Origin of the sequence: Escherichia sp. MR, assembly GCF_005280595.1 — a bacterium.
GTDB lineage: Bacteria > Pseudomonadota > Gammaproteobacteria > Enterobacterales > Enterobacteriaceae > Escherichia > Escherichia ruysiae.
This window is the reverse complement of sequence record NZ_SZVK01000004.1, coordinates 122,513-149,203: the sequence shown is the minus strand read 5'-3', so window position 1 is coordinate 149,203 and position 26,691 is coordinate 122,513. Positions and strand designations below refer to the sequence as shown.

At 52.2% G+C, this 26,691-nt stretch carries 23 protein-coding genes and 1 pseudogene; 18 read left to right on the top strand and 6 right to left on the bottom strand.

The window, feature by feature from the left end; all coding sequences use genetic code 11:
- Positions 1-76: 76 nt before the first annotated feature.
- Positions 77-214 (top strand): annotated as a pseudogene (locus FC814_RS03450) (aldose 1-epimerase); the annotation flags it as partial.
- Between the two features lie 130 nt (positions 215-344).
- Here FC814_RS03450 and FC814_RS03445 read toward each other — a convergent pair.
- Positions 345-767 (bottom strand): DoxX family protein, encoded by a 423-nt coding sequence (locus FC814_RS03445; RefSeq protein WP_001094719.1) that lies wholly within the window; start codon positions 765-767, stop codon positions 345-347.
- Positions 768-1,023: 256 nt separating this feature from the next.
- Between FC814_RS03445 and FC814_RS03440 the strand changes: the two genes are divergently transcribed.
- Entirely contained in the window at positions 1,024-2,163 is a 1,140-nt protein-coding gene (locus FC814_RS03440; protein WP_000244170.1) for a 3-phenylpropionate MFS transporter, read from the top strand.
- Here FC814_RS03440 and csiE read toward each other — a convergent pair whose 3' ends face one another.
- From csiE to suhB, 3 genes are all read right to left on the bottom strand, one after another.
- Positions 2,164-3,438: a stationary phase inducible protein CsiE gene (gene csiE, locus FC814_RS03435; protein WP_137325517.1), complete on the bottom strand. Its 1,275-nt coding sequence runs from the start codon at positions 3,436-3,438 to the stop codon at positions 2,164-2,166.
- A gap of 174 nt (positions 3,439-3,612) precedes the next feature.
- Complete coding sequence (locus FC814_RS03430; protein ID WP_137325516.1) at positions 3,613-4,473, bottom strand: alpha/beta hydrolase; 861 nt, start codon at positions 4,471-4,473, stop codon at positions 3,613-3,615.
- A 144-nt stretch (positions 4,474-4,617) separates the two neighbouring features.
- On the bottom strand, positions 4,618-5,421 hold the full coding sequence (gene suhB, locus FC814_RS03425; protein WP_000553455.1) for an inositol-1-monophosphatase: 804 nt from the start codon (positions 5,419-5,421) through the stop codon (positions 4,618-4,620).
- 118 nt (positions 5,422-5,539) lie between these two features.
- Between suhB and trmJ the strand changes: the two genes are divergently transcribed.
- From trmJ to sseB, 11 genes are all read left to right on the top strand, one after another.
- Positions 5,540-6,280 carry a tRNA (cytosine(32)/uridine(32)-2'-O)-methyltransferase TrmJ gene (gene trmJ, locus FC814_RS03420; protein ID WP_000940022.1) on the top strand — a complete coding sequence of 247 codons (741 nt, stop codon included), beginning with the start codon at positions 5,540-5,542 and terminating at the stop codon, positions 6,278-6,280.
- A gap of 269 nt (positions 6,281-6,549) precedes the next feature.
- A complete protein-coding gene (iscR, locus tag FC814_RS03415; protein WP_001241355.1) occupies positions 6,550-7,038 on the top strand; it encodes a Fe-S cluster assembly transcriptional regulator IscR in 489 nt (162 codons plus the stop codon).
- Positions 7,039-7,153: 115 nt separating this feature from the next.
- Positions 7,154-8,368, top strand: coding sequence for a cysteine desulfurase (iscS, locus tag FC814_RS03410; protein WP_001295373.1), 1,215 nt, complete (start codon positions 7,154-7,156; stop codon positions 8,366-8,368).
- Positions 8,369-8,395: 27 nt separating this feature from the next.
- Positions 8,396-8,782 (top strand): Fe-S cluster assembly scaffold IscU, encoded by a 387-nt coding sequence (gene iscU / locus FC814_RS03405; RefSeq protein WP_000331707.1) that lies wholly within the window; start codon positions 8,396-8,398, stop codon positions 8,780-8,782.
- 16 nt (positions 8,783-8,798) lie between these two features.
- Positions 8,799-9,122 carry an iron-sulfur cluster assembly protein IscA gene (iscA, locus tag FC814_RS03400; RefSeq protein WP_000028953.1) on the top strand — a complete coding sequence of 108 codons (324 nt, stop codon included), beginning with the start codon at positions 8,799-8,801 and terminating at the stop codon, positions 9,120-9,122.
- 95 nt (positions 9,123-9,217) lie between these two features.
- A complete protein-coding gene (hscB, locus tag FC814_RS03395) occupies positions 9,218-9,733 on the top strand; it encodes a co-chaperone HscB (RefSeq protein ID WP_137325515.1) in 516 nt (171 codons plus the stop codon).
- Between the two features lie 16 nt (positions 9,734-9,749).
- Complete coding sequence (gene hscA / locus FC814_RS03390) at positions 9,750-11,600, top strand: Fe-S protein assembly chaperone HscA (RefSeq protein ID WP_137325514.1); 1,851 nt, start codon at positions 9,750-9,752, stop codon at positions 11,598-11,600.
- Position 11,601: 1 nt separating this feature from the next.
- Entirely contained in the window at positions 11,602-11,937 is a 336-nt protein-coding gene (fdx, locus tag FC814_RS03385) for an ISC system 2Fe-2S type ferredoxin (RefSeq protein ID WP_001124469.1), read from the top strand.
- Positions 11,938-11,948: 11 nt separating this feature from the next.
- On the top strand, positions 11,949-12,149 hold the full coding sequence (gene iscX / locus FC814_RS03380; protein ID WP_000523616.1) for a Fe-S cluster assembly protein IscX: 201 nt from the start codon (positions 11,949-11,951) through the stop codon (positions 12,147-12,149).
- Positions 12,150-12,206: 57 nt separating this feature from the next.
- Positions 12,207-13,490: an aminopeptidase PepB gene (pepB, locus tag FC814_RS03375; RefSeq protein WP_021551224.1), complete on the top strand. Its 1,284-nt coding sequence runs from the start codon at positions 12,207-12,209 to the stop codon at positions 13,488-13,490.
- A gap of 142 nt (positions 13,491-13,632) precedes the next feature.
- Entirely contained in the window at positions 13,633-14,409 is a 777-nt protein-coding gene (gene sseB, locus FC814_RS03370) for an enhanced serine sensitivity protein SseB (protein WP_021551223.1), read from the top strand.
- A gap of 31 nt (positions 14,410-14,440) precedes the next feature.
- Here sseB and timP read toward each other — a convergent pair whose 3' ends face one another.
- Together timP and sseA are read right to left on the bottom strand one after the other, a co-directional pair.
- Entirely contained in the window at positions 14,441-14,566 is a 126-nt protein-coding gene (gene timP, locus FC814_RS23060; protein ID WP_249940739.1) for a small toxic inner membrane protein TimP, read from the bottom strand.
- A 602-nt stretch (positions 14,567-15,168) separates the two neighbouring features.
- Positions 15,169-16,014, bottom strand: a complete 846-nt coding sequence (gene sseA / locus FC814_RS03365; protein ID WP_000108601.1) for a 3-mercaptopyruvate sulfurtransferase — start codon at positions 16,012-16,014, stop codon at positions 15,169-15,171.
- Positions 16,015-16,219: 205 nt separating this feature from the next.
- On the opposite strand from sseA, the gene yfhM reads away from it, so the two are divergent.
- The 5 genes from yfhM (at position 16,220) to rodZ (ending at position 26,667) form a co-directional block, all read left to right on the top strand.
- Entirely contained in the window at positions 16,220-21,178 is a 4,959-nt protein-coding gene (yfhM, locus tag FC814_RS03360; RefSeq protein WP_137325513.1) for an alpha2-macroglobulin, read from the top strand.
- Positions 21,179-23,491: a peptidoglycan glycosyltransferase PbpC gene (gene pbpC / locus FC814_RS03355; RefSeq protein WP_137325512.1), complete on the top strand. Its 2,313-nt coding sequence runs from the start codon at positions 21,179-21,181 to the stop codon at positions 23,489-23,491.
- Positions 23,492-23,639: 148 nt separating this feature from the next.
- Positions 23,640-24,071, top strand: a complete 432-nt coding sequence (gene ndk, locus FC814_RS03350; RefSeq protein ID WP_000963837.1) for a nucleoside-diphosphate kinase — start codon at positions 23,640-23,642, stop codon at positions 24,069-24,071.
- A gap of 149 nt (positions 24,072-24,220) precedes the next feature.
- Positions 24,221-25,375, top strand: coding sequence for a bifunctional tRNA (adenosine(37)-C2)-methyltransferase TrmG/ribosomal RNA large subunit methyltransferase RlmN (locus FC814_RS03345; protein ID WP_000003318.1), 1,155 nt, complete (start codon positions 24,221-24,223; stop codon positions 25,373-25,375).
- Between the two features lie 284 nt (positions 25,376-25,659).
- Positions 25,660-26,667: a cytoskeleton protein RodZ gene (gene rodZ, locus FC814_RS03340; protein WP_137325511.1), complete on the top strand. Its 1,008-nt coding sequence runs from the start codon at positions 25,660-25,662 to the stop codon at positions 26,665-26,667.
- The last annotated feature ends 24 nt before the right edge of the window (positions 26,668-26,691 follow it).

The window sequence follows — 26,691 nt, the reverse complement described above, 5'->3', positions numbered from 1 at the left end:
GCTGATAGAAACAGAAGCCACTGGAGCACCTCAAAAACACCATCATACACTAAATCAGTAAGTTGGCAGCATCACCGCGTTTGATTTCTTCTGTCTGGAACCGATGAGCCATGCGCCGGATGACCATCATCGCCTGGAAGGTGGTGACCTCGTTGCACTTGCGCCGGGGGAGTCAACAACCTCAGAGATGTCGTTGCGGGTTGAGTTGCTGTAATTTATAGAATGCCGGATGCGGGTAATTTCAATTTTGTAGCAATCGGTGCACCATGCCTGATGCGACGCTTATCGCGTCTTATCAGGCCTACAATCGGTGTTGGATCTGTAGGCCGCATCCGGCGTCTTTCCTAACGTCGATCGAGAGAAATCGCCCCCGGCCCGGTAATTGCCAGCAGCAGGAATGCGCCAGCAATACTGACATTCTTCCAGAAATTAATCATATTTGGCCCGACTGCATCCCCGGACATATCCCAGTAATGGTGACCAATCACCGCAGTACCCAGAGTGTAGAAAATAAACAGCACCGCCAGCGGACGGGTGAAAAAGCCAAGCACGATTAATATCGCGGCGGGGACTTCCATAACTACCGCAATAATGGCTGCCAGCATCGGCATCGGCGCACCCAGCGAGGCCATATATTGTACCGTACCGTCAAAGCCCATCATTTTGGGAAAACCAAAAATAATGAAAATTAAGATGACGGCAATACGAGCAATTAATAACAACACGGGGCGGGCTGCGCCAAAATCAAAATAACGTAGTGTGTTCATAACCAATCCCTTTGCAAGATAATGTGATTTAAACGTAATACACACACTCGCACCTCGCCACGCCTCAGCAGATGAGAAATTTGGTAATTATCCAGGTCAACATCCAGCACATTTTCTGTAGGTGATATTTTGTTAGTGGTATTAACGATAATTTTTTCCAGAATGGTGTACTGGAAGTGGCCCTGATTTTCTTATTTTTCAACTTGCAACAACATTCGATTAACTTCAGACTAACGCCTCCTGACGGGAGGGACTCATGGTTTTGCAATCCACGCGCTGGCTGGCGCTCGGTTATTTCACATACTTTTTTAGCTACGGTATTTTTCTACCTTTCTGGAGCGTCTGGCTTAAGGGGATTGGCTTAACGCCAGAAACTATCGGCCTGTTGTTGGGGGCAGGGCTGGTTGCCCGTTTTCTCGGCAGTTTGATAATTGCGCCCCGCGTCAGCGATCCTTCTCGCCTGATTTCTGCACTTCGTGTACTGGCGTTGTTGACACTGCTGTTCGCCATCGCCTTCTGGGCTGGCGCGCATGTGGCATGGCTGATGCTTGTGATGGTTGGTTTTAACCTCTTTTTCTCACCGCTGGTGCCGTTAACTGACGCGCTGGCGAATACCTGGCAAAAGCAGTTCCCGCTTGATTACGGCAAAGTGCGACTTTGGGGCTCAGTGGCGTTTGTCATTGGTTCGGCGCTGACGGGCAAACTGGTCAGCGTGTTTGATTATCGGGTGATCCTCGCGCTGTTGACGTTGGGCGTGGCATCCATGCTACTTGGTTTTCTGATTCGCCCGACCATTCAACCGCAAGGGGAGAGCCGCCAGCAGGAGAGCACGGGGTGGCCGGCCTGGCTGGCGCTGGTTCGCCAGAACTGGCGCTTTCTGGCCTGCGTTTGTCTATTGCAGGGGGCGCACGCGGCATATTACGGGTTTAGCGCCATATACTGGCAGGCTGCGGGTTACTCGGCTTCGGCGGTGGGCTATTTATGGTCGCTTGGTGTAGTGGCGGAAGTCATTATCTTTGCGCTGAGTAACAAACTTTTTCGTCGCTGTAGCGCCCGCGATATGTTGTTGATCTCGGCGATTTGCGGGGTAGTACGTTGGGGCATTATGGGGGCAACCACTGAGCTAGCGTGGTTGATAGTGGTGCAAATTCTGCATTGCGGCACCTTTACTGTGTGCCACCTGGCCGCCATGCGCTACATTGCTGCTCGTCAGGGAAGCGAGGTTATCCGTTTACAGGCGGTTTATTCTGCCGTCGCGATGGGCGGCAGTATCGCTATCATGACCGTCTTCGCCGGTTTCCTGTATCAATATCTCGGACATGGCGTGTTTTGGGTGATGGCGCTGGTGGCGCTTCCGGCAATGTTTTTGCGCCCGAAAGTGGTTCCCTCATGCTGACTATTCCAGCATTTTACGGATCTGCTCCTGTTGGTGTACGGTCAGGATCTGATTCGTATGAATCAGCGGCGGCGAAAAGAGCGGTAAAGGGATGGTATAAGGTGTAATAATCAGCACCGTGTTTCTCGGGGCGCCATTTCGTAAAAATGTCTTCACCGATATATGCTTAATATTGAGTGGCAATAGTGTAAGTTCGCGCAATTGCTGCTCAATATTCGCTTCTCTTTCACTGTCATTGCCCGTCAGCAAAATAATCTTTTTTTCGTTAATTTCATTTGCTTGCATCAGCCATGCGCCGAAAATCACCGCCACAAGGCCACTTTCCTCATCGGAAAAACGGACATTGTATTCACTTTCAAACCCGGCCAGCGCCGCGCGAGTTGTACGAACCAGGCGTGGGTAAAGTCGGCTGAACTCTTCTGGCAAGGTGTTATCAATACCGATGGTAAACAAACTGCGGCGTAATGCCTGAGCGAGATGAGTATAAAGCTGATCGCATAACCCCTGTTCATCATAGAAACGAACATTTCCCTGCTCACGAAAACGTTGTACCAAACGAACAATGGCCTGGCGTAATTGCCGATCGCGCTGATGAGCATCTTGCAGCGGATTGGGAACTTGCAACATGGAAAAGAGCAACGCCATAAACAAAGGCTCATCTGGTGGTACAGGCTGGCGTGCCCGCCGTTGCCAGTGGCGACCAATTTCCTGTGCTATCTGAAACTCAAGACAGGACTCAGCCCATCGACGTTGCAGTGGGTTAAATTGTGGCGAGATCCCGGCATGATGTTGTAGCAGGCAATATTGCAGATACAGGCACAGAAAATGAACATCACGTGCTTCAAAGCATTTTTGCAACCGTCGTGCACAGAGATTAACTAAAGCTTGCAGGTTGGTATCGTCGTAAAAGTTGCGAGCAATCCCCCGGCGCTTCAGTTCTTCCTTTAAGGCTGGAGTGAAACGGCTGGTGATGAATGATGGACATAAACGAAAACCGCGTCGTAGCCAGTGAAATAAACATAAACGTTGGTTAAGTACTGTACCTTCAACCCGGTAGCTACCGTCATAACCAGTAGTGAGCGTGAGCTGGTGATAGCGGAGGATTTCCCGTCCTGTTTCGCTGATATCGCGAACCGCAATATTATCATCCACACCATTAAGCTCGCTGAGAGTGGCCGTGGTGGCGGTCAACCCCGGCTGAAATAGTGTCAGCAAGATCTGGCAGCGGCGCTGGGGAGCAGAAAGGACAGATGGTGGAGCAAGTGTAGACATCATCTGTAGATCTCCCATAAGCATAATTGATAAGAATAGCTAAAGTTTGCTTAGGGAAATGGGGAATGGAATGCTAATTATCAGAAATGCTGGCAGACATCACAGAATTTTTATCGATATAAACGGATATGACCAGTTTAATACCATGTCTTAATGTGATTTATTGCTGTTTTATTCTTAGGGGGAATTCCCGGGATTCAACGCACTGAGGATAAAATCCACCATCTGCTCACGATAAACATCACCATGACGATCGGAAAAGGCATCAATGTGTTCGCCGTCAGGGATCAGAATCAGGCGTTTTGGCTCTTTCGCCAGAGCATATAACTTTTCACTGTGCTGCCACGGGATAACGTGATCGGCTTTACCGTGAATCAGTAAAAGCGGGATCGGGCTGACGCTGGCGATGTAATTTTCGCCGCTATAACTCTCATCAAGTAAGTAGCCACTGCCAGGGATCATCTGGTTGGCGATGGTCGCATAAGAGGCAAATGTGGAGTCGAGGATCACCGCACGTATGCCCTCACTACCTCCCTGACCAATAACATCAAGAATATTCGCTCCTCCAATACTCTGCCCGAACAGCACCAGCCGTTGTGGGTTTACATCACTGCGATGGCGCACCACGCTGATGGCGCTTAGCGTATCGTCCAGTAATCCAGCCTGGGACGGCGTGCCTTTTGATTTACCAAACCCGCGATAATCAAACATAAAAACGTTGAAATTACGCTTGGGTAACCAACTGACCAGCGGCCAGTGGGCGGACATGTTTCCGGCATTGCCGTGAGCATGAATGATGGTTGCGATGGCGTTGTCAGCGGAACCCGTCGCAGAGGGGATAAACCAGCCTTGCAGACGAGTACCGTCCTTAGCCGTAAATTCGACGGATTCTGCAGACCAGGGTTCGGGACCGTAAATTTTGTCGTCAGGGTAATAGAAGAAGTTGATGGCAACGCGCGGTACTAAATAAATGCAGAAGGCAACAACAAAGAGGATAAACAGAATTTTGAGAACGCGTTTGTTCACTGGCAGTGCCATAACCTTTCCTTGCGACTTCTTTATAATCCATTAATCGGGGAAAGATGGTGGGAGAGCGGCGAAAGAAAGTAAAGCGGTGAGGAAGTATTTCGGAATAGCGCCTGAAAGGCGAGGGCGGGTGAGTGATATCACCCGCCAGAGTCATTAACGCTTCAGAGCGTCGCTTAACTCGTCACGCATATTTGACAGCATGGCTTTTACTACGCGTGGGTTACCGGCAACGATGTTACCGGTCAGCATGTAGTTATGACCACCGGTGAAATCGCTGACGATACCGCCTGCTTCACGAACCAGCAGTTCGCCTGCGGCGAAGTCCCACGGGCGCAGACCAATTTCGAAGAAACCGTCAACGCGACCAGCGGCTACGTAAGCCAGATCCAGCGCCGCAGAACCGGTACGACGGAAGTCAGCGCATTCGCTAAACAGTTTGCCAACGATATTGATGTAGGTGGTTGCGTACTGTTTCGCTTTGAAAGGGAAACCGGTCGCCAGAATAGTACCGTCGAGATCGCGAGCGGTGCTGCCGCGCAGACGATAGCCGTTTAACTGTGCGCCCTGACCGCGAGTCGCGGTGAACAGTTCGTTACGCATAGGATCGTAAACCACAGCAACTTCGGTGCGGCCTTTGATACGAACAGCGATAGATACCGCGAAGTGCGGCAGACGTTTGATAAAGTTGGTAGTGCCATCCAGTGGATCGATAACCCATTGAACATCCTGATCAGTACCTTCAAGTTCACCGCTTTCTTCGGTGATGATGGTGTGCTGCGGGTAAGATTTACGAATCGTGTCGATAATCACCGCTTCGGCAGCTTTATCTACGTTGGTCACGAAATCGTTGCTGCCTTTCTGGCTCGCTTCTACAGCGTCCGGGGTTTCATAGTTTTTGGCAATTAAATTACCCGCCTTACGCGCTGCGCGCACGGCGATGTTCAGCATCGGATGCATCGGTCTCTCTCACTGGATGTTAAAGAACGGGAAAACGGCGCAGAGTATAGCAGCGAGATCGGCATCTGTCTTCGTTTTATGATAAGATGCGCGAATAATCTTTAGACGAAGAAAGACAATGCTGCAAAATATTCGAATTGTGCTGGTGGAGACGTCACACACCGGCAATATGGGTTCTGTTGCCCGTGCCATGAAAACAATGGGATTAACCAATCTGTGGTTGGTTAATCCACTGGTGAAACCTGACTCTCAGGCCATCGCGCTGGCGGCGGGAGCCAGCGATGTGATTGGTAATGCTCACATCGTCGATACGCTCGACGAAGCGTTAGCCGGTTGTAGCCTGGTGGTTGGCACCAGCGCACGCTCCCGCACGCTGCCGTGGCCGATGCTCGACCCGCGCGAATGCGGTCTGAAAAGCGTCGCTGAAGCGGCAAATACCCCGGTGGCGCTGGTTTTTGGTCGCGAGCGCGTCGGCTTGACCAATGAAGAGTTGCAGAAATGCCATTATCATGTCGCGATTGCCGCTAACCCGGAATACAGCTCGCTGAACCTGGCGATGGCGGTTCAGGTTATTGCGTATGAAGTGCGCATGGCCTGGCTGGCGACTCAGGAAAACGGCGAGCAGGTTGAGTATGAAGAGACGCCGTATCCGCTGGTCGATGATCTTGAGCGTTTTTACGGTCATCTGGAGCAAACGCTGCTGGCAACCGGCTTTATTCGTGAAAACCATCCGGGGCAGGTGATGAATAAATTGCGCCGTCTGTTTACCCGTGCGCGCCCGGAAAGCCAGGAGTTGAATATCCTGCGCGGGATTCTGGCTTCCATTGAGCAGCAAAACAAAGGTAACAAGGCTGAATAACAGTCGTCGCCGGATGCGACACTTATCGCGTCTTATCAGGCCTGGAAGTGTACAGAACCCCAGGTCGGATAAGGCGTTCACGCCGCATCCTATAATAGGTACAAACGCCACGATAAAAAATGGCACTGAAGGTTAAATACCCGACTAAATCAGTCAAGTAAATAGTTGACCAAATTACTCGGGAATGTCAGACTTGACCCTGCTATGCAATACCCCCACTTTTACAATAAAAAACCCCGGGCAGGGGCGAGTTTGAGGTGAAGTAAGACATGAGACTGACATCTAAAGGGCGCTATGCCGTGACCGCAATGCTGGACGTTGCGCTCAACTCCGAAGCAGGCCCGGTACCGTTGGCTGATATTTCCGAACGTCAGGGAATTTCCCTTTCCTATCTGGAACAACTGTTTTCCCGTCTGCGTAAAAATGGTCTGGTTTCCAGCGTACGTGGACCTGGCGGTGGTTATCTGTTGGGCAAAGATGCCAGCAGCATCGCCGTTGGCGAAGTGATTAGCGCCGTTGACGAATCTGTAGATGCCACCCGTTGTCAGGGTAAAGGCGGCTGCCAGGGCGGCGATAAATGCCTGACCCACGCGCTGTGGCGTGATTTGAGCGACCGTCTCACCGGTTTTCTCAACAACATTACTTTAGGCGAACTGGTTAATAACCAGGAAGTGCTGGATGTGTCTGGTCGTCAGCATACTCACGACGCGCCACGCAGCCGCACACAAGACGCGATCGACGTTAAGTTGCGCGCATAAAAGATAAAAAGTATTCAGAATCAGGCCGGGGCGTATCGCGCTCCGTAAACACGGTCGTACATCCAGCCGGTAGCCTGATTCCTTGCATTGAGTGATGTACGGAGTTTATAGAGCAATGAAATTACCGATTTATCTCGACTACTCCGCAACCACGCCGGTGGACCCGCGTGTTGCCGAGAAAATGATGCAGTTTATGACGATGGACGGAACCTTTGGTAACCCGGCCTCCCGTTCTCACCGTTTCGGCTGGCAGGCTGAAGAAGCCGTAGATATCGCCCGTAATCAGATTGCCGATCTGGTCGGTGCTGACCCGCGTGAAATCGTTTTTACCTCTGGTGCAACCGAATCTGACAACCTGGCAATCAAAGGTGCAGCCAACTTTTATCAGAAAAAAGGCAAGCACATCATCACCAGCAAAACCGAACACAAAGCGGTACTGGACACCTGCCGTCAGCTGGAGCGCGAAGGTTTTGAAGTCACTTACCTGGCACCGCAGCGTAACGGCATTATCGACCTGAAAGAACTTGAAGCAGCGATGCGTGACGACACCATCCTCGTTTCTATCATGCACGTAAATAACGAAATCGGCGTGGTACAGGATATCGCGGCTATCGGCGAAATGTGCCGTGCTCGCGGCATTATCTATCACGTTGATGCAACCCAGAGCGTGGGCAAACTGCCTATCGACCTGAGCCAGTTGAAAGTTGACCTGATGTCTTTCTCCGGTCACAAAATCTATGGCCCGAAAGGTATCGGTGCGCTGTATGTGCGTCGTAAACCGCGCGTACGCATTGAAGCTCAAATGCACGGCGGCGGTCACGAGCGCGGTATGCGTTCCGGCACTTTGCCTGTTCACCAGATCGTCGGTATGGGCGAAGCCTATCGCATCGCAAAAGAAGAGATGGCGACCGAGATGGAACGTCTGCGCGGTCTGCGTAACCGTCTGTGGAACGGCATCAAAGATATCGAAGAAGTTTACCTGAACGGTGACCTGGAACATGGTGCGCCGAACATTCTCAACGTCAGCTTTAACTACGTTGAAGGTGAGTCGCTGATTATGGCGCTGAAAGACCTCGCGGTTTCTTCAGGTTCCGCCTGTACGTCGGCAAGCCTCGAACCGTCCTATGTGCTGCGCGCGCTGGGGCTGAACGACGAGCTGGCACATAGCTCTATCCGTTTCTCTTTAGGTCGTTTTACTACTGAAGAAGAGATCGACTACACCATCGAGTTAGTTCGTAAATCCATCGGTCGTCTGCGTGACCTTTCTCCGCTGTGGGAAATGTACAAGCAGGGCGTGGATCTGAACAGCATCGAATGGGCTCATCATTAATCGGTATCGGAATCAGGAGAATTTATAATGGCTTACAGCGAAAAAGTTATCGACCATTACGAGAATCCGCGTAACGTGGGTTCTTTTGACAACAACGACGAGAACGTGGGCAGCGGCATGGTGGGTGCACCGGCCTGTGGCGACGTGATGAAGTTGCAGATTAAAGTCAACGATGAAGGTATCATTGAAGACGCGCGTTTTAAAACTTACGGCTGCGGTTCCGCTATCGCTTCCAGCTCCCTGGTGACCGAATGGGTGAAAGGGAAATCTCTGGACGAAGCACAGGCGATCAAAAACACCGATATTGCTGAAGAACTTGAACTGCCGCCGGTGAAAATTCACTGTTCTATTCTGGCAGAAGACGCGATCAAAGCCGCCATTGCGGACTATAAAAGCAAACGTGAAGCAAAATAAGAGTTGAGGTTTGGTTATGTCGATTACACTGAGCGACAGTGCAGCAGCGCGAGTAAATACCTTTCTGGCTAACCGTGGTAAAGGGTTTGGCCTGCGTCTGGGCGTGAGAACCTCCGGGTGTTCAGGTATGGCTTATGTACTGGAATTTGTTGACGAACCGACGCCGGAAGACATCGTGTTTGAAGACAAAGGCGTGAAAGTCGTGGTCGATGGAAAAAGCCTGCAATTTCTGGACGGTACGCAACTGGACTTCGTAAAAGAAGGCCTGAACGAAGGGTTTAAATTCACCAACCCGAACGTCAAAGATGAATGTGGTTGCGGCGAAAGCTTCCACGTCTGATGCGCATACCGATAACCCCACCGTGGTCGCCTGCGCGTGGGGTTTGTTTTACCTGGTTCGCCGCCATCGCGGCGGATCGCAGCCCTGAGAATGTTATGAATTACTTCACCCTCTTTGGCTTGCCTGCCCGTTATCAACTCGATACCCAGGCACTGAGCCTGCGTTTTCAGGATCTACAACGTCAGTATCATCCTGATAAATTCGCCAGCGGAAGCCAGGCGGAACAACTCGCCGCCGTACAGCAATCTGCAACCATTAACCAGGCATGGCAAACGCTGCGTCATCCATTGATGCGGGCAGAATACCTGCTTTCGTTGCACGGTTTTGATCTCGCCAGCGAGCAGCATACTGTGCGTGATACCGCGTTCCTGATGGAACAGCTGGAACTGCGCGAAGAACTGGACGAGATCGAACAGGCGAAAGATGAAGCGCGGCTGGAAAGCTTTATCAAACGTGTGAAAAAGATGTTTGATACCCGCCATCAGTTGATGGTTGAACAGTTAGACAACGAGACGTGGGACGCGGCGGCGGATACCGTGCGTAAGCTGCGTTTTCTCGATAAACTGCGAAGCAGTGCCGAACAACTCGAAGAAAAACTGCTCGATTTTTAATTTCTGGAAGCTAAACATGGCCTTATTACAAATTAGTGAACCTGGTTTGAGTGCTGCGCCGCATCAGCGTCGTCTGGCGGCCGGTATCGACCTGGGCACAACCAACTCGCTGGTGGCGACAGTACGCAGCGGTCAGGCCGAAACGTTAGCCGACCATGAAGGCCGTCACCTGCTGCCGTCTGTTGTTCACTATCAACAGCAAGGGCATTCGGTGGGTTATGACGCGCGTACTAACGCTGCGCTTGATACCGCCAACACCATTAGTTCTGTTAAACGCCTGATGGGGCGCTCGCTGGCTGATATCCAGCAACGCTATTCGCATCTGCCTTATCAATTTCAGGCCAGCGAAAACGGCCTGCCAATGATTGAAACGGTGGCGGGGTTGCTGAACCCGGTGCGCGTTTCTGCGGACATCCTCAAAGCACTGGCGGCCCGGGCAACTGAAGCCCTGGCCGGCGAGCTGGATGGTGTGGTTATCACCGTTCCGGCGTACTTTGACGATGCCCAGCGTCAGGGCACCAAAGATGCCGCGCGCCTGGCTGGCCTGCACGTCCTGCGCCTGCTTAACGAACCGACCGCTGCGGCTATCGCCTACGGGTTGGATTCCGGTCAGGAAGGTGTGATCGCCGTTTATGACCTTGGCGGCGGGACTTTTGATATATCCATTCTGCGCTTAAGTCGCGGCGTGTTTGAAGTGCTGGCGACCGGCGGTGATTCCGCGCTCGGCGGCGATGACTTTGACCATCTGCTGGCGGATTACATTCGCGAGCAGGCGGGCATTCCTGACCGTAGCGATAACCGTGTTCAGCGTGAACTGCTGGATGCCGCCATTGCAGCCAAAATCGCGCTGAGCGATGCGGACTCTGTGACCGTTAACGTCGCGGGCTGGCAGGGCGAAATCAGCCGTGAACAATTCAACGAACTGATCGCACCGCTGGTAAAACGTACCTTATTGGCCTGTCGTCGTGCGTTGAAAGACGCGGGCGTAGAGGCTGATGAAGTACTGGAAGTGGTGATGGTTGGCGGTTCTACTCGCGTGCCGCTGGTGCGTGAACGAGTGGGCGAGTTTTTCGGTCGTCCACCGCTGACTTCCATCGACCCAGATAAAGTTGTGGCCATTGGCGCGGCGATTCAGGCGGATATTCTGGTGGGTAACAAGCCGGACAGCGAAATGCTGCTGCTTGATGTGATCCCGCTGTCGCTGGGCCTCGAAACCATGGGCGGCCTGGTGGAGAAAGTGATCCCGCGTAATACCACGATTCCGGTGGCTCGTGCCCAGGATTTCACCACTTTCAAAGATGGCCAGACAGCGATGTCTATCCATGTTATGCAGGGTGAACGTGAACTGGTGCAGGACTGCCGTTCGCTGGCGCGTTTTGCGCTGCGTGGTATCCCGGCGTTACCAGCTGGCGGCGCGCATATTCGCGTAACGTTCCAGGTCGATGCCGACGGTCTTTTGAGCGTGACGGCGATGGAAAAATCCACCGGCGTTGAGGCGTCTATTCAGGTCAAACCGTCTTATGGTCTGACTGACAGCGAAATCGCCTCAATGATCAAAGACTCAATGAGCTATGCCGAGCAGGACGTAAAAGCCCGTATGCTGGCAGAACAAAAAGTCGAAGCGGCACGCGTACTGGAAAGCCTGAACGGTGCGCTGGCTGCTGATGCCGCGCTGTTAAGCGCCGCAGAGCGTCAGGTCATTGACGATGCTGCCGCTCATCTGAGTGAAGTGGCGCAGGGCGATGACGTTGATGCCATCGAACAAGCGATTAAAAACGTAGACAAACAAACCCAGGATTTCGCCGCTCGCCGCATGGACCAGTCGGTTCGTCGTGCGCTGAAAGGCCATTCCGTGGACGAGGTTTAATATGCCAAAGATTGTTATTTTGCCTCATCAGGATCTCTGCCCTGATGGCGCTGTTCTGGAAGCTAATAGCGGTGAAACCATTCTCGACGCAGCTCTGCGTAACGGTATCGAGATTGAACACGCCTGTGAAAAATCATGTGCCTGCACCACCTGCCACTGCATCGTGCGTGAAGGTTTTGACTCGCTGCCGGAAAGTTCTGAGCAAGAAGACGACATGCTGGACAAAGCCTGGGGGCTGGAGCCGGAAAGCCGTTTAAGCTGCCAGGCGCGCGTCACTGACGAAGATTTAGTGGTCGAAATTCCGCGTTACACTATCAACCATGCGCGTGAGCATTAACAGAGGTTAGTATGGGACTTAAGTGGACCGATAGCCGCGAAATTGGCGAAGCACTGTACGATGCGTATCCCGATCTCGACCCGAAAACGGTTCGATTCACCGATATGCATCAGTGGATTTGCGATCTGGAAGATTTCGACGACGACCCGCAGGCATCTAACGAGAAAATCCTCGAAGCGATTTTGTTAGTCTGGCTGGACGAAGCTGAGTGAATAAACGGGCTGCCTGGGGTGGCCCGTTTTGCTGTTAAACAAATAAGGATAACTAAAATGACAGAAGCGATGAAAATTACCCTCTCGACCCAGCCTGCCGACGCGCGCTGGGGAGAAAAAGCGACTTACAGCATTAATAATGATGGCATTACCCTGCATTTGAACGGGGCGGACGATCTGGGGCTGATCCAGCGTGCGGCGCGCAAGATTGACGGTCTGGGTATCAAACATGTTCAGTTAAGCGGTGAAGGCTGGGATGCGGATCGTTGCTGGGCATTCTGGCAAGGTTACAAAGCCCCGAAAGGCACGCGTAAAGTGGAGTGGCCGGATCTGGACGATGCTCAACGCCAGGAGCTGGATAACCGCCTGATGATCATCGACTGGGTGCGTGACACCATCAACGCGCCGGCGGAAGAACTGGGGCCATCGCAACTGGCACAGCGTGCTGTTGATCTGATCAGTAACGTCGCGGGCGATCGTGTGACTTACCGGATCACCAAAGGCGAAGACCTGCGTGAGCAAGGTTATATGGGGCTGCACACCGTCGGGCGCGGTTCAGAACGTTCTCCAGTATTGCTGTCGCTGGATTACAACCCAACTGGCGATAAAGAAGCGCCGGTGTACGCGTGCCTGGTAGGTAAAGGTATCACCTTTGATTCCGGCGGCTACAGCATCAAACAGACCGCGTTTATGGATTCAATGAAGTCCGATATGGGCGGTGCGGCAACGGTTACTGGGGCGCTGGCATTTGCCATCACTCGCGGTCTGAACAAGCGCGTGAAGCTGTTCCTCTGCTGTGCGGATAACCTGATCAGCGGCAACGCGTTCAAGCTGGGCGATATCATCACCTATCGCAACGGTAAAAAAGTCGAAGTGATGAACACCGATGCGGAAGGGCGCCTGGTGCTGGCAGATGGCCTGATTGACGCCAGTGCGCAGAAACCAGAACTGATTATTGATGCCGCGACCTTGACCGGAGCGGCGAAAACCGCGCTGGGTAATGATTATCACGCGCTGTTTAGTTTTGACGATGCGCTGGCAGGGCGTTTGCTGGCGAGTGCCGCGCAAGAGAACGAACCATTCTGGCGTCTGCCGCTGGCAGAATTCCACCGCAGCCAGTTGCCGTCAAACTTTGCTGAACTGAACAACACCGGAAGCGCGGCGTATCCGGCAGGCGCGAGCACGGCGGCGGGCTTCCTGTCGCACTTTGTTGAGAACTATCAGCAAGGCTGGTTGCATATAGATTGTTCGGCGACTTACCGTAAAGCGCCGGTTGAACAGTGGTCTGCGGGCGCAACGGGACTGGGTGTGCGCACGATTGCTAATCTGTTAACGGCGTAATCGTTTATGCCGGATGCGGCGTAAACGCCTTATCCAGCCTACAAAGTATTGCAAATTCAACAAATTGCGATTCCTTTGTAGGCCTGATAAGCGTAGCGCATCAGGCACTTCCGCCCCGAACGTTGAATGAATTGTGGTTCTTATGTCCGAAACAAAAAACGAACTTGAAGACCTGCTGGAAAAAGCAGCAACCGAACCGGCGCATCGTCCGGCTTTTTTCCGTACTCTACTGGAATCCACCGTCTGGGTGCCAGGTACAGCGGCGCAGGGCGAGGCTGTGGTTGAAGATAGCGCGCTTGATTTACAACATTGGGAAAAAGAAGACGGCACCAGCGTCATTCCTTTTTTCACCTCGTTAGAAGCACTTCAACAGGCGGTTGACGGCGAACAGGCATTTGTCGTAATGCCCGTTCGCACATTGTTTGAGATGACCCTTGGCGAAACGCTTTTCCTTAATGCCAAACTGCCTACCGGTAAAGAATTTATGCCGCGTGAAATCAGTTTGCTGATCGGTGAAGAGGGTAATCCGCTGAGCAGTCAGGAAGTACTGGAAGGCGGCGAATCGCTGATATTATCGGAAGTCGCAGAGCCGCCAGCACAAATGATTGATTCACTCACTACCTTATTTAAAACCATTAAGCCGGTGAAGCGCGCTTTCATTTGTTCAATTAAAGAGAGCGAAGAGGCACAGCCTAATTTGCTTATTGGCATTGAAGCCGATGGTGATATCGAAGAAATTATTCAGGCGGCGGGAAGTGTAGCGACCGATACATTACCTGGCGATGAACCTATTGATATTTGCCAGGTGAAAAAAGGGGAAAAAGGAATTAGCCACTTTATTACCGAACATATTGCGCCATTCTATGAACGTCGCTGGGGTGGATTTCTGCGTGATTTTAAACAGAATCGGATAATCTAAAATATGCCGCCCAAAAGGGCGGCATTCGGGCTTACTTGCTGCTCTGAAGGATGTTAGCCACCAGTAAATTATTACCAGAGAGACTCCGGTTATTATTTACTTCGGAAAACAGCGCACCAGAAACAATAAGTACGATACAAAAGCACCGTATCTTCATTGTGCGGTCCATGCGAAGACCGCATCACGACAGCACCACTGGCGATATTGCCGCGATAGCAAGCACTGAGACGCGCTTGCCTTAACGGTCGCGGAACATCCTTTCCTTAAGCCAGCGCCCGCTTGCGAGACGGCGGAAAGGGCCGCAGTGGATAATACACTAACAGAACAATAATAACTCTCTTTTGCTTGACAAAAAGAGAGTTACTGGCGAGTATTGTCTCCGCTGAGACGCGCTTGCATTACTACGGTAATACAACCTGCTGGAAAGGCCGCGAACCAAACCGGCAACAAATAACCGCCTGATTTTGGCGGTTTTTTGTTTTTTTAAGAAAAGTGAATTTACACGTTTAAGTAATATCTTTTACCGGTTAGTATTTTAAATATTGAGCGGGATTTTTTTATATTTGTCTGAATTCGGACTAATAAGCCAAATGAATTCAAAACCTATCCTTTTTTATCTACTTGACATCGTTGAAGCTTAACGCGAGTATTAAGTAGACGAGATACACTTGCAGTAATACAACCTGCTGGAAAGGCCGCGAACCAGACCAGCAACAAAAAACCGCCAAATTCGGCGGTTTTTTGTTGCCTGTAAAAAGCTTATTTCACTGGTTCTACTGGTAAATCTGCTCGCGCGCCCCATTCACTCCATGCGCCGTCGTACAGTTTCACGTTTGGCACATCCAGCGTAGCAAGTGCCAGCAACACAACGGCGGCCGTTACACCAGAGCCGCAACTGACAATAATCGGTTTGTCATAGCTGATACCGTAACCAAAAAATATCGCATCGAGTTCATCTGTCGTCTTCAGTTCACCTTCACGCACCAGCTCCGTCCAGGGAACATTTAGCGCACCAGGAATATGCCCGCGACGTAAACCAGGGCGAGGTTCATCAATTTCAGCGTTAAAACGCGCAGCCGGACGGGCATCAATAATTTGTGCCGTTTTTTCATGGCTTGCCAGCAATACATCGGTTACTTTCACCACGGCTTCCGGGTTAAAGGCGGTGTTAAACTCTCCTTCTGGCAGTTCTACTTCGCCTTCTTCTAACAGCAGGTCATCACGCTGCCAGCCCGCCAGTCCACCACCAAGAATCGACACTTTCTCCACGCCAAAGGTGCGCAGCATCCACCATGCTCGCGGGGCTGAGAAAAGATTACCTTCGTCATAGACAATCAGATGTTTGTCCTGATTAACACCTAACTCACGCATCGCTACGGCGAACGTTTCCGGGCGCGGCAGCATGTGCGGAAACGGGGAGGTGTGATCGGAAAGAGCTTCGATATCGAAAAATACTGCGCCGGGGATATGCCCATTGAGATACTCCTGGGCAACGTTACGATCTTCCTGTCCGGGCGGTGCCATGCGGGCATCAATAATCTGAATTTCAGGATCATCAATATGTTCGGCGAGCCAGTCGGCTCCTACAAACCATGTCGTGGACATAGGCATCTCCATTTTTGCCGGGGTAGGCTAAATTGTCGGACGTTTAGTGAAAAGCGACAAGCAAAAGAGGCTGATTTGGCTGCCTGAGCCACATTTATCACCAAAATTCAGATTCTGTGGACGTGATACTGAATTACATACCGCTAATTCTCACGCATAATAATTATTCGACGTTGCTAACGGGCCATTGTGGCAGGGATGATAAATGAAAAAGTTACGCATAGCCGCCTGCATGTTAATGCTGGCGCTGGCAGGGTGCGACAACAACGATAACGCGCCAACAGCGGTGAAAAAAGATACCCCTTCTGAAGCTGCTAAAGGTACATCTTCGGAAAACGCGAGTTCTGCAAAACTCTCTGCACCGGAGAGGCAAAAGCTGGCACAACAGAGTGCCGGTAAGACACTGACATTGCTTGATCTCTCTGAGGTTCAACTCGATGGTGCAGCCACGCTGGTGCTGACTTTCTCTATCCCCCTCGACCCGGATCAGGATTTCTCGCGTGTTGTTCATGTCGTCGATAAAAAGAGCGGTAAAGTGGATGGTGCCTGGGAGCTGTCAGATAATCTTAAAGAGCTGCGTTTACGCCACCTCGAACCTAAACGTGATTTGATCGTGACTATTGGGCAGGAAATGAAGGCGCTCAATAACGCAACCTTCAGTAAAGATTACGAAAAAACGATCACCACCCGCGATATTCAACCCAGCGTCGGTTTTGCCAGCCGTGGTTCGCTGCTGCCTGGAAAAGTCGTTGAAGGACTGCCGGTAATGGCGCTCAACGTTAACAATGTCGATGTTAACTTCTTCCGTGTTAAACCCGAATCTCTGCCAGCATTCATTAGCCAATGGGAATACCGCAATTCGCTGGCGAACTGGCAATCTGACAAATTGCTGCAGATGGCGGATCTTGTTTACACCGGACGTTTTGATCTCAATCCTGCGCGTAATACCCGTGAAAAATTATTGCTGCCGCTGGGTGATATCAAACCGCTTCAGCAGGCGGGCGTGTATCTGGCTGTGATGAATCAGGCCGGACGTTACGATTACAGCAATCCTGCAACGCTATTTACGTTAAGCGACATTGGCGTATCGGCTCACCGGTATCACAATCGTCTGGATATCTTTACCCAAAGCCTGGAAAACGGCGCGGCTCAGCAAGGAATTGAAGTTTCGTTATTAAATGAGAAAGGGCAGATTCTGACTCAGGCGACCAGTGATGCACAGGGTCATGTACAGCTGGAAAACGATAAAAACGCCGCATTACTGCTGGCGCGTAAAGACGGTCAGACAACTCTGCTCGATTTAAAACTTCCGGCGCTGGACTTAGCGGAATTTAACATTGCTGGTGCACCGGGTTATAGCAAACAGTTCTTTATGTTTGGTCCGCGCGATCTTTATCGCCCGGGTGAAACAGTAATCCTCAACGGCTTACTGCGTGATGCAGACGGTAAAGCTCTGCCGGATCAACCCATCAAGTTAGACGTGATTAAACCTGACGGGCAGGTACTGCGTAGTGTCGTTAGTCAGCCGGAGAATGGCCTCTATCACTTTACCTGGCAACTGGATAGCAGTGCGGCAACCGGCATGTGGCATATTCGCGCTAACACTGGCGATAACCAGTATCAGATGTGGGATTTCCACGTCGAAGATTTTATGCCAGAGCGCATGGCGTTGAATCTGACTGGCGAGAAAACCCCGTTAGCGCCGAAAGATGAAGTGAAATTCTCCGTAGTGGGCTACTACCTTTATGGTGCGCCCGCGAACGGCAACACATTACAAGGGCAGCTTTTCCTGCGCCCTCTGCGTGAAGCGGTTTCTGCATTACCTGGCTTCGAATTTGGCGATATCGCTGCCGAAAACCTTTCCCGCACGCTGGATGAAGTTCAGTTGACGCTGGATGATAAAGGGCGCGGCGAAGTATCTACAGAAAGCCAGTGGAAGGAAACGCATTCCCCATTGCAGGTTATTCTCCAGGGGAGTTTGCTGGAATCGGGTGGTCGCCCGGTGACGCGCCGTGCTGAACAGGCTATTTGGCCTGCCGATGCATTGCCGGGGATCCGCCCGCAGTTCGCCTCGAAATCGGTTTACAATTACCGTACTGACACGACTGTAAAACAACCCATTGTTGATGAAGGCAGCAATGCCGCTTTTGATATCGTTTATAGCGATGCGCAGGGCGTGAAAAAAGCCGTGTCGGGCTTGCAGGTGCGTCTGATTCGCGAACGCCGTGATTACTTCTGGAACTGGTCAGAAGATGAAGGCTGGCAGTCTCAGTTTGATCAAAAAGATCTGATCGAAAATGAACAAACGCTGGATCTTCAGGCGGATGAAACCGGTAAGGTCAGTTTTCCGGTAGAGTGGGGCGCTTATCGTCTGGAAGTCAAAGCGCCGAATGAAGCGGTCAGTAGTGTGCGTTTCTGGGCTGGCTATAGCTGGCAGGACAACAGCGACGGTGGCGGTGCGGTGCGTCCAGATCGCGTCACGATGAAACTGGATAAAGCCAGTTATCGCCCTGGCGATACCATTAAGTTGCATATTGCCGCGCCAACGGCGGGTAAAGGCTACGCGATGGTTGAGTCCAGTGAAGGGCCGCTGTGGTGGCAAGAGATTGATGTTCCGGCACAAGGGCTGGATCTGACGATTCCGGTCGATAAAACCTGGAATCGTCATGATCTTTATTTGAGTACGCTGGTGGTGCGTCCTGGCGATAAATCTCGCTCCGCGACGCCAAAACGTGCGGTTGGTGTGTTGCATTTGCCGCTTGGCGATGAAAACCGTCGTCTTGATCTGGCGCTGGAAACACCGGCAAAAATGCGCCCCAATCAGCCATTAACTGTGAAAATCAAAGCCAGCAATAAAAATGGTGAGATGCCAAAACAGGTGAATGTGCTGGTGTCTGCCGTTGATAGCGGTGTGTTGAATATTACTGATTACGTTACGCCAGATCCGTGGCAGGGGTTCTTCGGTCAGAAACGCTATGGCGCAGACATATACGATATTTACGGTCAGGTCATTGAAGGACAGGGACGCCTGGCAGCACTGCGTTTTGGTGGCGATGGCGATGAACGGAAACGTGGTGGTAAGCCACCGGTCAATCACGTCAATATTGTCGCGCAACAGGCACAGCCGGTAACGCTCAACGAACAGGGCGAAGGTACGGTTACACTGCCGATTGGCGATTTTAACGGTGAATTGCGCGTCATGGCGCAAGCCTGGACGGCAGATGACTTCGGCAGCAACGAAAGCAAAGTGATTGTTGCTGCACCGGTGATAGCCGAACTGAACATGCCGCGCTTTATGGCGAGTGGCGACACTTCGCGTCTGACGCTGGATATCACTAATCTTACTGATAAACCGCAAAAAATGAACGTTGCCCTGACCGCCAGCGGCTTGGTTGAACTGGTAAGCGATTCACCCGCACCTGTTGAATTAGCGCCAGGCGTGCGAACCACGCTGTTTATCCCGGTGCGAGCATTGCCGGGTTATGGCGATGGTGAAATTCAGGCGACTATCAGTGGCCTGAATTTGCCAGGAGAAACCGTTGCCGATCAGCATAAGCAGTGGAAAATTGGCGTCCGTCCGGCATTCCCGGCACAAACAGTCAATTATGGTACGGTGTTGCAGCCTGGTGAAACATGGGCGATTCCGGCTGGCGGACTGCAAAACTTCTCGCCTGTTACGCTGGAAGGGCAATTGTTGTTGAGCGGCAAGCCACCGCTGAACATTGCACGTTATATCAAAGAGTTAAAAGCATATCCGTACGGCTGTCTGGAGCAAACCACCAGCGGTCTGTTCCCGTCGCTCTATACCAATGCAGCCCAGCTACAGGCGTTGGGCATCAAAGGCGACAGTGATGATAAACGCCGTGCGGCAGTTGATATTGGCATTTCCCGCTTGCTGCAAATGCAACGCGATAATGGCGGTTTTGCGCTATGGGATAAATACAGCGACGAAGAGTACTGGCTGACGGCTTATGTGATGGATTTCCTGGTTCGCGCAGGTGAGCAGGGTTACAGCGTGCCGACAGAAGCCATTAACCAAGGGAATGAGCGTCTGCTGCTCTATTTACAAGATCCGGGCATGATGTCGATCCCTTACGCCGATAATCTCAAAGCCAGTAAATTCGCCGTACAGTCTTACGCTGCGCTGGTGTTGTCCCGTCAGCAAAAGGCTCCGCTGGGTGCGCTGCGTGAAATCTGGGAGCATCGTGCAGATGCCGCTTCTGGTTTACCGCTGCTGCAACTTGGCGTTGCGCTGAAAACCATGGGTGATGCGACGCGTGGTGAAGAAGCGATTGCGCTGGCGCTGAAAACGCCGCGTAATGATGAGCGGAAATGGCTGGGCGATTACGGTAGCCCACTGCGCGACAACGCGTTAATGCTCTCCTTGCTGGAAGAAAATAAACTGCTACCCGATGAGCAGTACACTTTGCTGAACACGCTTTCGCAGCAGGCGTTTGGTGAACGCTGGCTATCGACGCAGGAAAGTAACTCGTTGTTCCTGGCTGCCCGTTCGATACAGGATTTACCGGGTAAATGGCAGGTGCAAACCTCTTTCTCTGCCGAGCCGCTGACTGGCGAGAAAACGCAAAACAGCAATCTGCATAGCGATCAACTTGCAACTTTGCAGGTGACCAACAGTGGCGACCAGCCGTTATGGCTGCGTGTGGATGCCAGCGGTTATCCGCAATCCGCACCTTTACCTGCGAGTAATGTGCTGCAAATCGAGCGCCATATTCTTGGTACTGACGGTAAGAGCAAATCGCTGGACTCGTTACGTAGCGGTGATTTGGTACTGGTCTGGTTGCAGGTAAAAGCCAGTAACAGCGTGCCAGATGCGCTGGTGGTTGATTTGCTGCCAGCGGGTCTGGAGCTGGAAAACCAGAACCTGGCTAACGGCAACGCCAGTCTGGAGCAAAGTGGTAGCGAAGTGCAAAACCTGCTTAATCAAATGCAGCAGGCGAGCATTAAGCACATTGAGTTTCGTGATGATCGCTTTGTGGCGGCGGTTGCCGTTGATGAATACCAGCCGGTTACACTGGTATATCTGGCGCGGGCGGTGACGCCGGGAACGTATCAGGTGCCGCAGCCGATGGTGGAATCGATGTATGTTCCTCAATGGCGGGCGACCGGCGCGGCTGAAGATCTGTTGATTGTCAGACCGTAAATGCCTCGTCTGTTAAGTAAACGCGGCTGCTGGATAACGCTGGCAGCCGCGCCCTTTATTATCATTCTGGCGGCGTGGGGAGCAGATAAACTCTGGCCTCTGCCGCTGCATGAAGTCAATCCCGCACGTGTGGTCGTGGCGCAGGATGGTACGCCGCTCTGGCGTTTCGCCGATGCTGACGGTATCTGGCGTTATCCCGTGACTATCGAAGATGTTTCTCCGCGTTACCTTGAAGCACTGATCAATTACGAAGATCGCTGGTTCTGGAAGCATCCAGGCGTAAACCCGTTCTCGGTGGCGCGCGCTGCCTGGCAGGATCTGACTTCTGGTCGAGTTATCTCCGGCGGGAGCACGCTCACTATGCAGGTTGCTCGTCTGCTTGATCCTCACCCCAAAACGTTTGGCGGTAAAATTCGCCAGCTCTGGCGCGCGTTGCAACTGGAGTGGCATCTGTCTAAGCGTGAAATTCTGACCTTGTATCTTAACCGCGCTCCGTTTGGCGGTACGTTGCAGGGGATCGGTGCGGCAAGTTGGGCATATCTCGGAAAATCGCCTGAGAATTTAAGCTATTCCGAGGCGGCAATGCTGGCTGTTTTGCCGCAAGCGCCCAGCCGTCTTCGCCCGGATCGCTGGCCGGAACGTGCCGAAGCCGCGCGTAATAAAGTGCTCGAACGGATGGCTGCGCAAGGTGTGTGGTCCCGTGAGCAGGTAAAAGAGTCAAGGGAAGAACCCATCTGGCTGGCACCCCGACAAATGCCGCAACTGGCACCGCTGTTTTCACGGATGATGCTCGGTAAAAGCAAAAGCGACAAAATCGTTACTACGCTGGATGCCGGTCTTCAGAGGAGTCTGGAAGAACTGGCACAAAACTGGAAAGGACGATTACCACCGCGCAGTTCACTCGCGATGATCGTGATTGATCATACCGATATGCGTGTTCGCGGCTGGGTGGGATCGGTTGATCTCAACGATGATTCACGCTTTGGTCATGTCGATATGGTCAATGCGATCCGATCGCCAGGATCGGTGCTCAAACCGTTTGTTTATGGACTGGCGCTGGATGAAGGCTTGATCCACCCGGCATCACTGTTGCAAGACGTCCCCCGGCGCACCGGTGATTACCGACCAGGTAACTTTGATAGCGGTTTTCATGGCCCGATCAGCATGAGTGAGGCGCTGGTGCGATCGCTGAACTTACCTGCTGTGCAGGTGCTGGAAGCCTATGGACCGAAACGGTTTGCGGCAAAGTTACGCAATGTTGGATTGCCGTTATATTTGCCCAACGGTGCTACGCCGAATCTTTCGCTCATTCTCGGCGGCGCGGGTGCAAAACTGGAAGATATAGCGGCAGCGTATACCGCGTTTGCTCGCCACGGCAAGGCAGGCAAATTGCGCTTACAGCCTGACGATCCGCTGCTTGAACGGCCTTTAATGTCGTCGGGGGCTGCGTGGATCATTCGCCGGATTATGGCTGATGAAGCGCAACCCTTGCCGGATAGTGCCTTGCCGCGCGTCGCCCCACTGGCATGGAAAACGGGCACCAGCTATGGCTATCGTGACGCCTGGGCGATTGGGGTTAACGCTCGCTATGTCATTGGGATCTGGACTGGCAGACCGGATGGCACGCCCGTTGTCGGTCAGTTTGGTTTTGCCAGCGCCGTACCGTTGATGAATCAGGTCAATAATATCTTACTGTCACGCAGTGCAAATCTGCCGGAAGATCCGCGCCCGAACTCCGTCACTCGTGGTGTTATCTGTTGGCCAGGTGGGCAGTCTTTGCCCGTGGGTGACAGTAATTGCCGTCGTCGTCTGGCAACCTGGTTATTGGATGGAAGCCAGCCGCCAACCCTGTTACTGCCAGAGCAAGAAGGGATTAATGGCATCCGCTTTCCCATCTGGCTGGATGAAAATGGCAAACGCGTCGCCGCCGATTGCCCACAGGCGCGACAAGAAATGATGAATGTCTGGCCACTACCGCTGGAACCCTGGCTGCCCGCATCGGAACGCCGTGCCGCACGCTTGCCAGCGGTCTCGACAATTTGCCCACCGTATGGTCACGACGCCCAACTCCCGCTGCAACTGACTGGCATCCGTGATGGCGCCATTATCAAGCGTTTACCTGGTGCGGCGGAAGCGACTTTGCCGGTGCAATCCAGCGGTGGTGCCGGAGAACGCTGGTGGTTTCTGAATGGCGAACCGTTAGCTGAACGTGGGCGCAGTGTGACTCTGCATTTAACGGAAAAAGGCGATTATCAATTGCTGGTAATGGATGAAGTGGGGCAGGTAGCGACAGTGAGATTTGTTATGCAATAGTCTGTTTTCACCATGTTTGTTGCTTAAACTAGGTTTATTTTAAAAAAATGTTACCTTCGTCAATGGTCAACGGCTCTGTTGCTCATTATAATCCGCGCCATCTCGTACGCTGGTACAGACAACAACAGAATAATTTACAGAGGTAAAAATGGCTATTGAACGTACTTTTTCCATCATCAAACCGAACGCGGTAGCAAAAAACGTCATTGGTAATATCTTTGCGCGCTTTGAAGCTGCAGGGTTCAAAATTGTCGGCACCAAAATGCTGCACCTGACCGTTGAACAGGCTCGTGGCTTTTATGCTGAACACGATGGGAAACCGTTCTTTGATGGTCTGGTTGAGTTCATGACCTCTGGTCCGATCGTCGTTTCCGTGCTGGAAGGTGAAAACGCCGTTCAGCGTCACCGCGATCTGCTGGGCGCGACCAACCCGGCGAACGCTCTGGCGGGAACTCTGCGCGCAGACTACGCTGACAGCCTGACCGAAAACGGCACTCACGGTTCTGATTCCGTAGAATCTGCCGCTCGCGAAATCGCCTACTTCTTCGGTGAAGGCGAAGTGTGCCCGCGCACTCGTTAATAATTTCGTAAATGCCGCGTGCAAACGTGGCATCCGTGCGCCAGAATTTGTACAATGCAGCGCCCCCGGACGAGCAGCCGCTCACCGGGGCGTTTCTTTTTTCAACCCTCCAGGGGCCATAACGTGTAATAACGAGGCCGGAATAGCATATGTCTGAACAATTAGTCACACCTGAAAACGTCACCACGAAAGATGGAAAAATCAACCTGCTGGATCTCAACCGTCAGCAGATGCGGGAGTTTTTTAAAGATTTAGGTGAAAAACCCTTCCGCGCCGATCAGGTGATGAAGTGGATGTATCACTATTGCTGCGACAACTTTGATGAGATGACCGACATCAACAAAGTGTTGCGTGGCAAACTGAAAGAGGTGGCGGAAATCCGCGCACCGGAAGTGGTTGAAGAACAGCGTTCATCTGACGGCACCATTAAATGGGCGATTGCCGTTGGCGATCAGCGCGTCGAAACGGTGTATATCCCGGAAGACGACCGCGCCACGCTTTGCGTCTCCTCGCAGGTGGGGTGTGCGCTGGAGTGTAAATTCTGTTCCACCGCCCAGCAGGGCTTTAACCGCAACCTGCGGGTGTCGGAAATTATCGGCCAGGTGTGGCGTGCGGCGAAAATCGTCGGCGCAGCAAAAGTCACCGGTCAGCGTCCGATCACTAACGTAGTGATGATGGGTATGGGCGAGCCGCTGCTCAACCTGAACAATGTCGTTCCGGCGATGGAAATCATGCTTGATGATTTCGGTTTTGGCCTGTCTAAACGTCGCGTGACGCTTTCCACTTCCGGTGTAGTTCCGGCGCTGGATAAACTGGGCGATATGATTGACGTTGCACTGGCAATTTCCCTGCACGCGCCGAACGACGAAATTCGTGACGAAATTGTACCAATCAACAAAAAGTACAATATCGAAACGTTCCTTGCTGCAGTGCGCCGTTATCTGGAGAAATCCAATGCGAACCAGGGGCGCGTCACTATCGAGTACGTGATGCTTGACCACGTTAACGATGGCACTGAACATGCGCACCAACTGGCTGAACTGCTGAAAGATACGCCGTGTAAGATTAACCTGATCCCATGGAACCCGTTCCCCGGCGCGCCGTATGGACGCAGTTCGAACAGCCGTATCGACCGTTTCTCAAAAGTGCTGATGAGCTACGGTTTCACCACCATTGTGCGTAAAACTCGTGGTGATGATATCGACGCCGCCTGTGGTCAGCTGGCAGGTGATGTCATTGACCGTACTAAACGTACTCTGCGTAAACGGATGCAGGGTGAAGCTATCGACATTAAAACGGTCTGATAGTTATTACGCCACGGTTACTTTATGTACCGTGGCGTAATGTTTTATGAATGTAGCATTAAGTTGCAATTGTCTGATCAATATTAACGGTGCGTTTTTGCTGACTTTAAGGCAGTATGTAACGATGCAACAGTAAGTTAGCTTTGATTCATGTGGGCTTTGTCACGAGCACACAGACAGTCTTATACTGTATGATAAAGGTTAACTTTACGGATGTTTCGCGGTGTGGGTGGGCGTGATGGTTCACCGGCATCCCAATTCTCTTTTAAACGTACCTGCAGCGAATGAATACTGAAGCCACGCACGACCAAAATGAAGCACTTACCACCGGCGCTCGCTTGCGTAATGCCCGTGAACAACTTGGACTTAGCCAGCAAGCCGTTGCCGAACGACTTTGTTTGAAGGTTTCCACGGTACGCGACATTGAAGAAGATAAGGCGCCAGCCGATCTTGCTTCAACATTCTTGCGCGGGTATATCCGCTCTTATGCGCGTCTGGTTCATATTCCGGAAGAAGAACTGCTGCCGGGACTGGAAAAGCAGGCACCACTGCGGGCGGCAAAAGTTGCGCCAATGCAGAGTTTTTCCCTCGGCAAACGCCGCAAAAAACGCGATGGCTGGCTGATGACTTTCACCTGGCTGGTGCTGTTTGTGGTGATTGGCCTGAGCGGCGCCTGGTGGTGGCAGGATCACAAAGCCCAGCAGGAAGAGATCAGCACTATGGCTGATCAATCCACTGCGGAGCTGAATAATAACCAGAGCCAGAGTGTACCGTTAGATACGTCTGCTACCGAAACCCAGACGACTATATCGCCTGCGGCTGTAGATTCCACCGCCACGAACACGCAAACGCCAGCCGTGACGACGCCAGCACCCGCTGTAGCGCCGCAGCAGGACGCAGTTGTTCCTCCTTCACAGGCAAATGTTGATATCGCGGCTACTACACCAGCGGCTCCGGTCGCAACAACAACGCCAGTTGGCGCAGCGCCGTTGCCAATCGATCAGGCTGGCGTGACCACTCCAGCGGCTGATCCTAATGCGCTGGTGATGAACTTTACTGCTGATTGCTGGCTGGAAGTCACCGATTCTACCGGCAAAAAACTGTTTAGCGGGATGCAGCGTAAAGGCGGTAATTTGAATTTAAGCGGTCAGGCACCGTATAAACTGAAAATTGGTGCCCCAGCTGCAGTGCAGATCCAGTATCAAGGGAAACCTGTCGATCTGAGTCGTTTTATCAGAACTAACCAGGTTGCGCGTCTGACCCTCAATGCCGAACAATCACCGGCGCAGTAACAGACGGGTAACGCGGGAGATTTT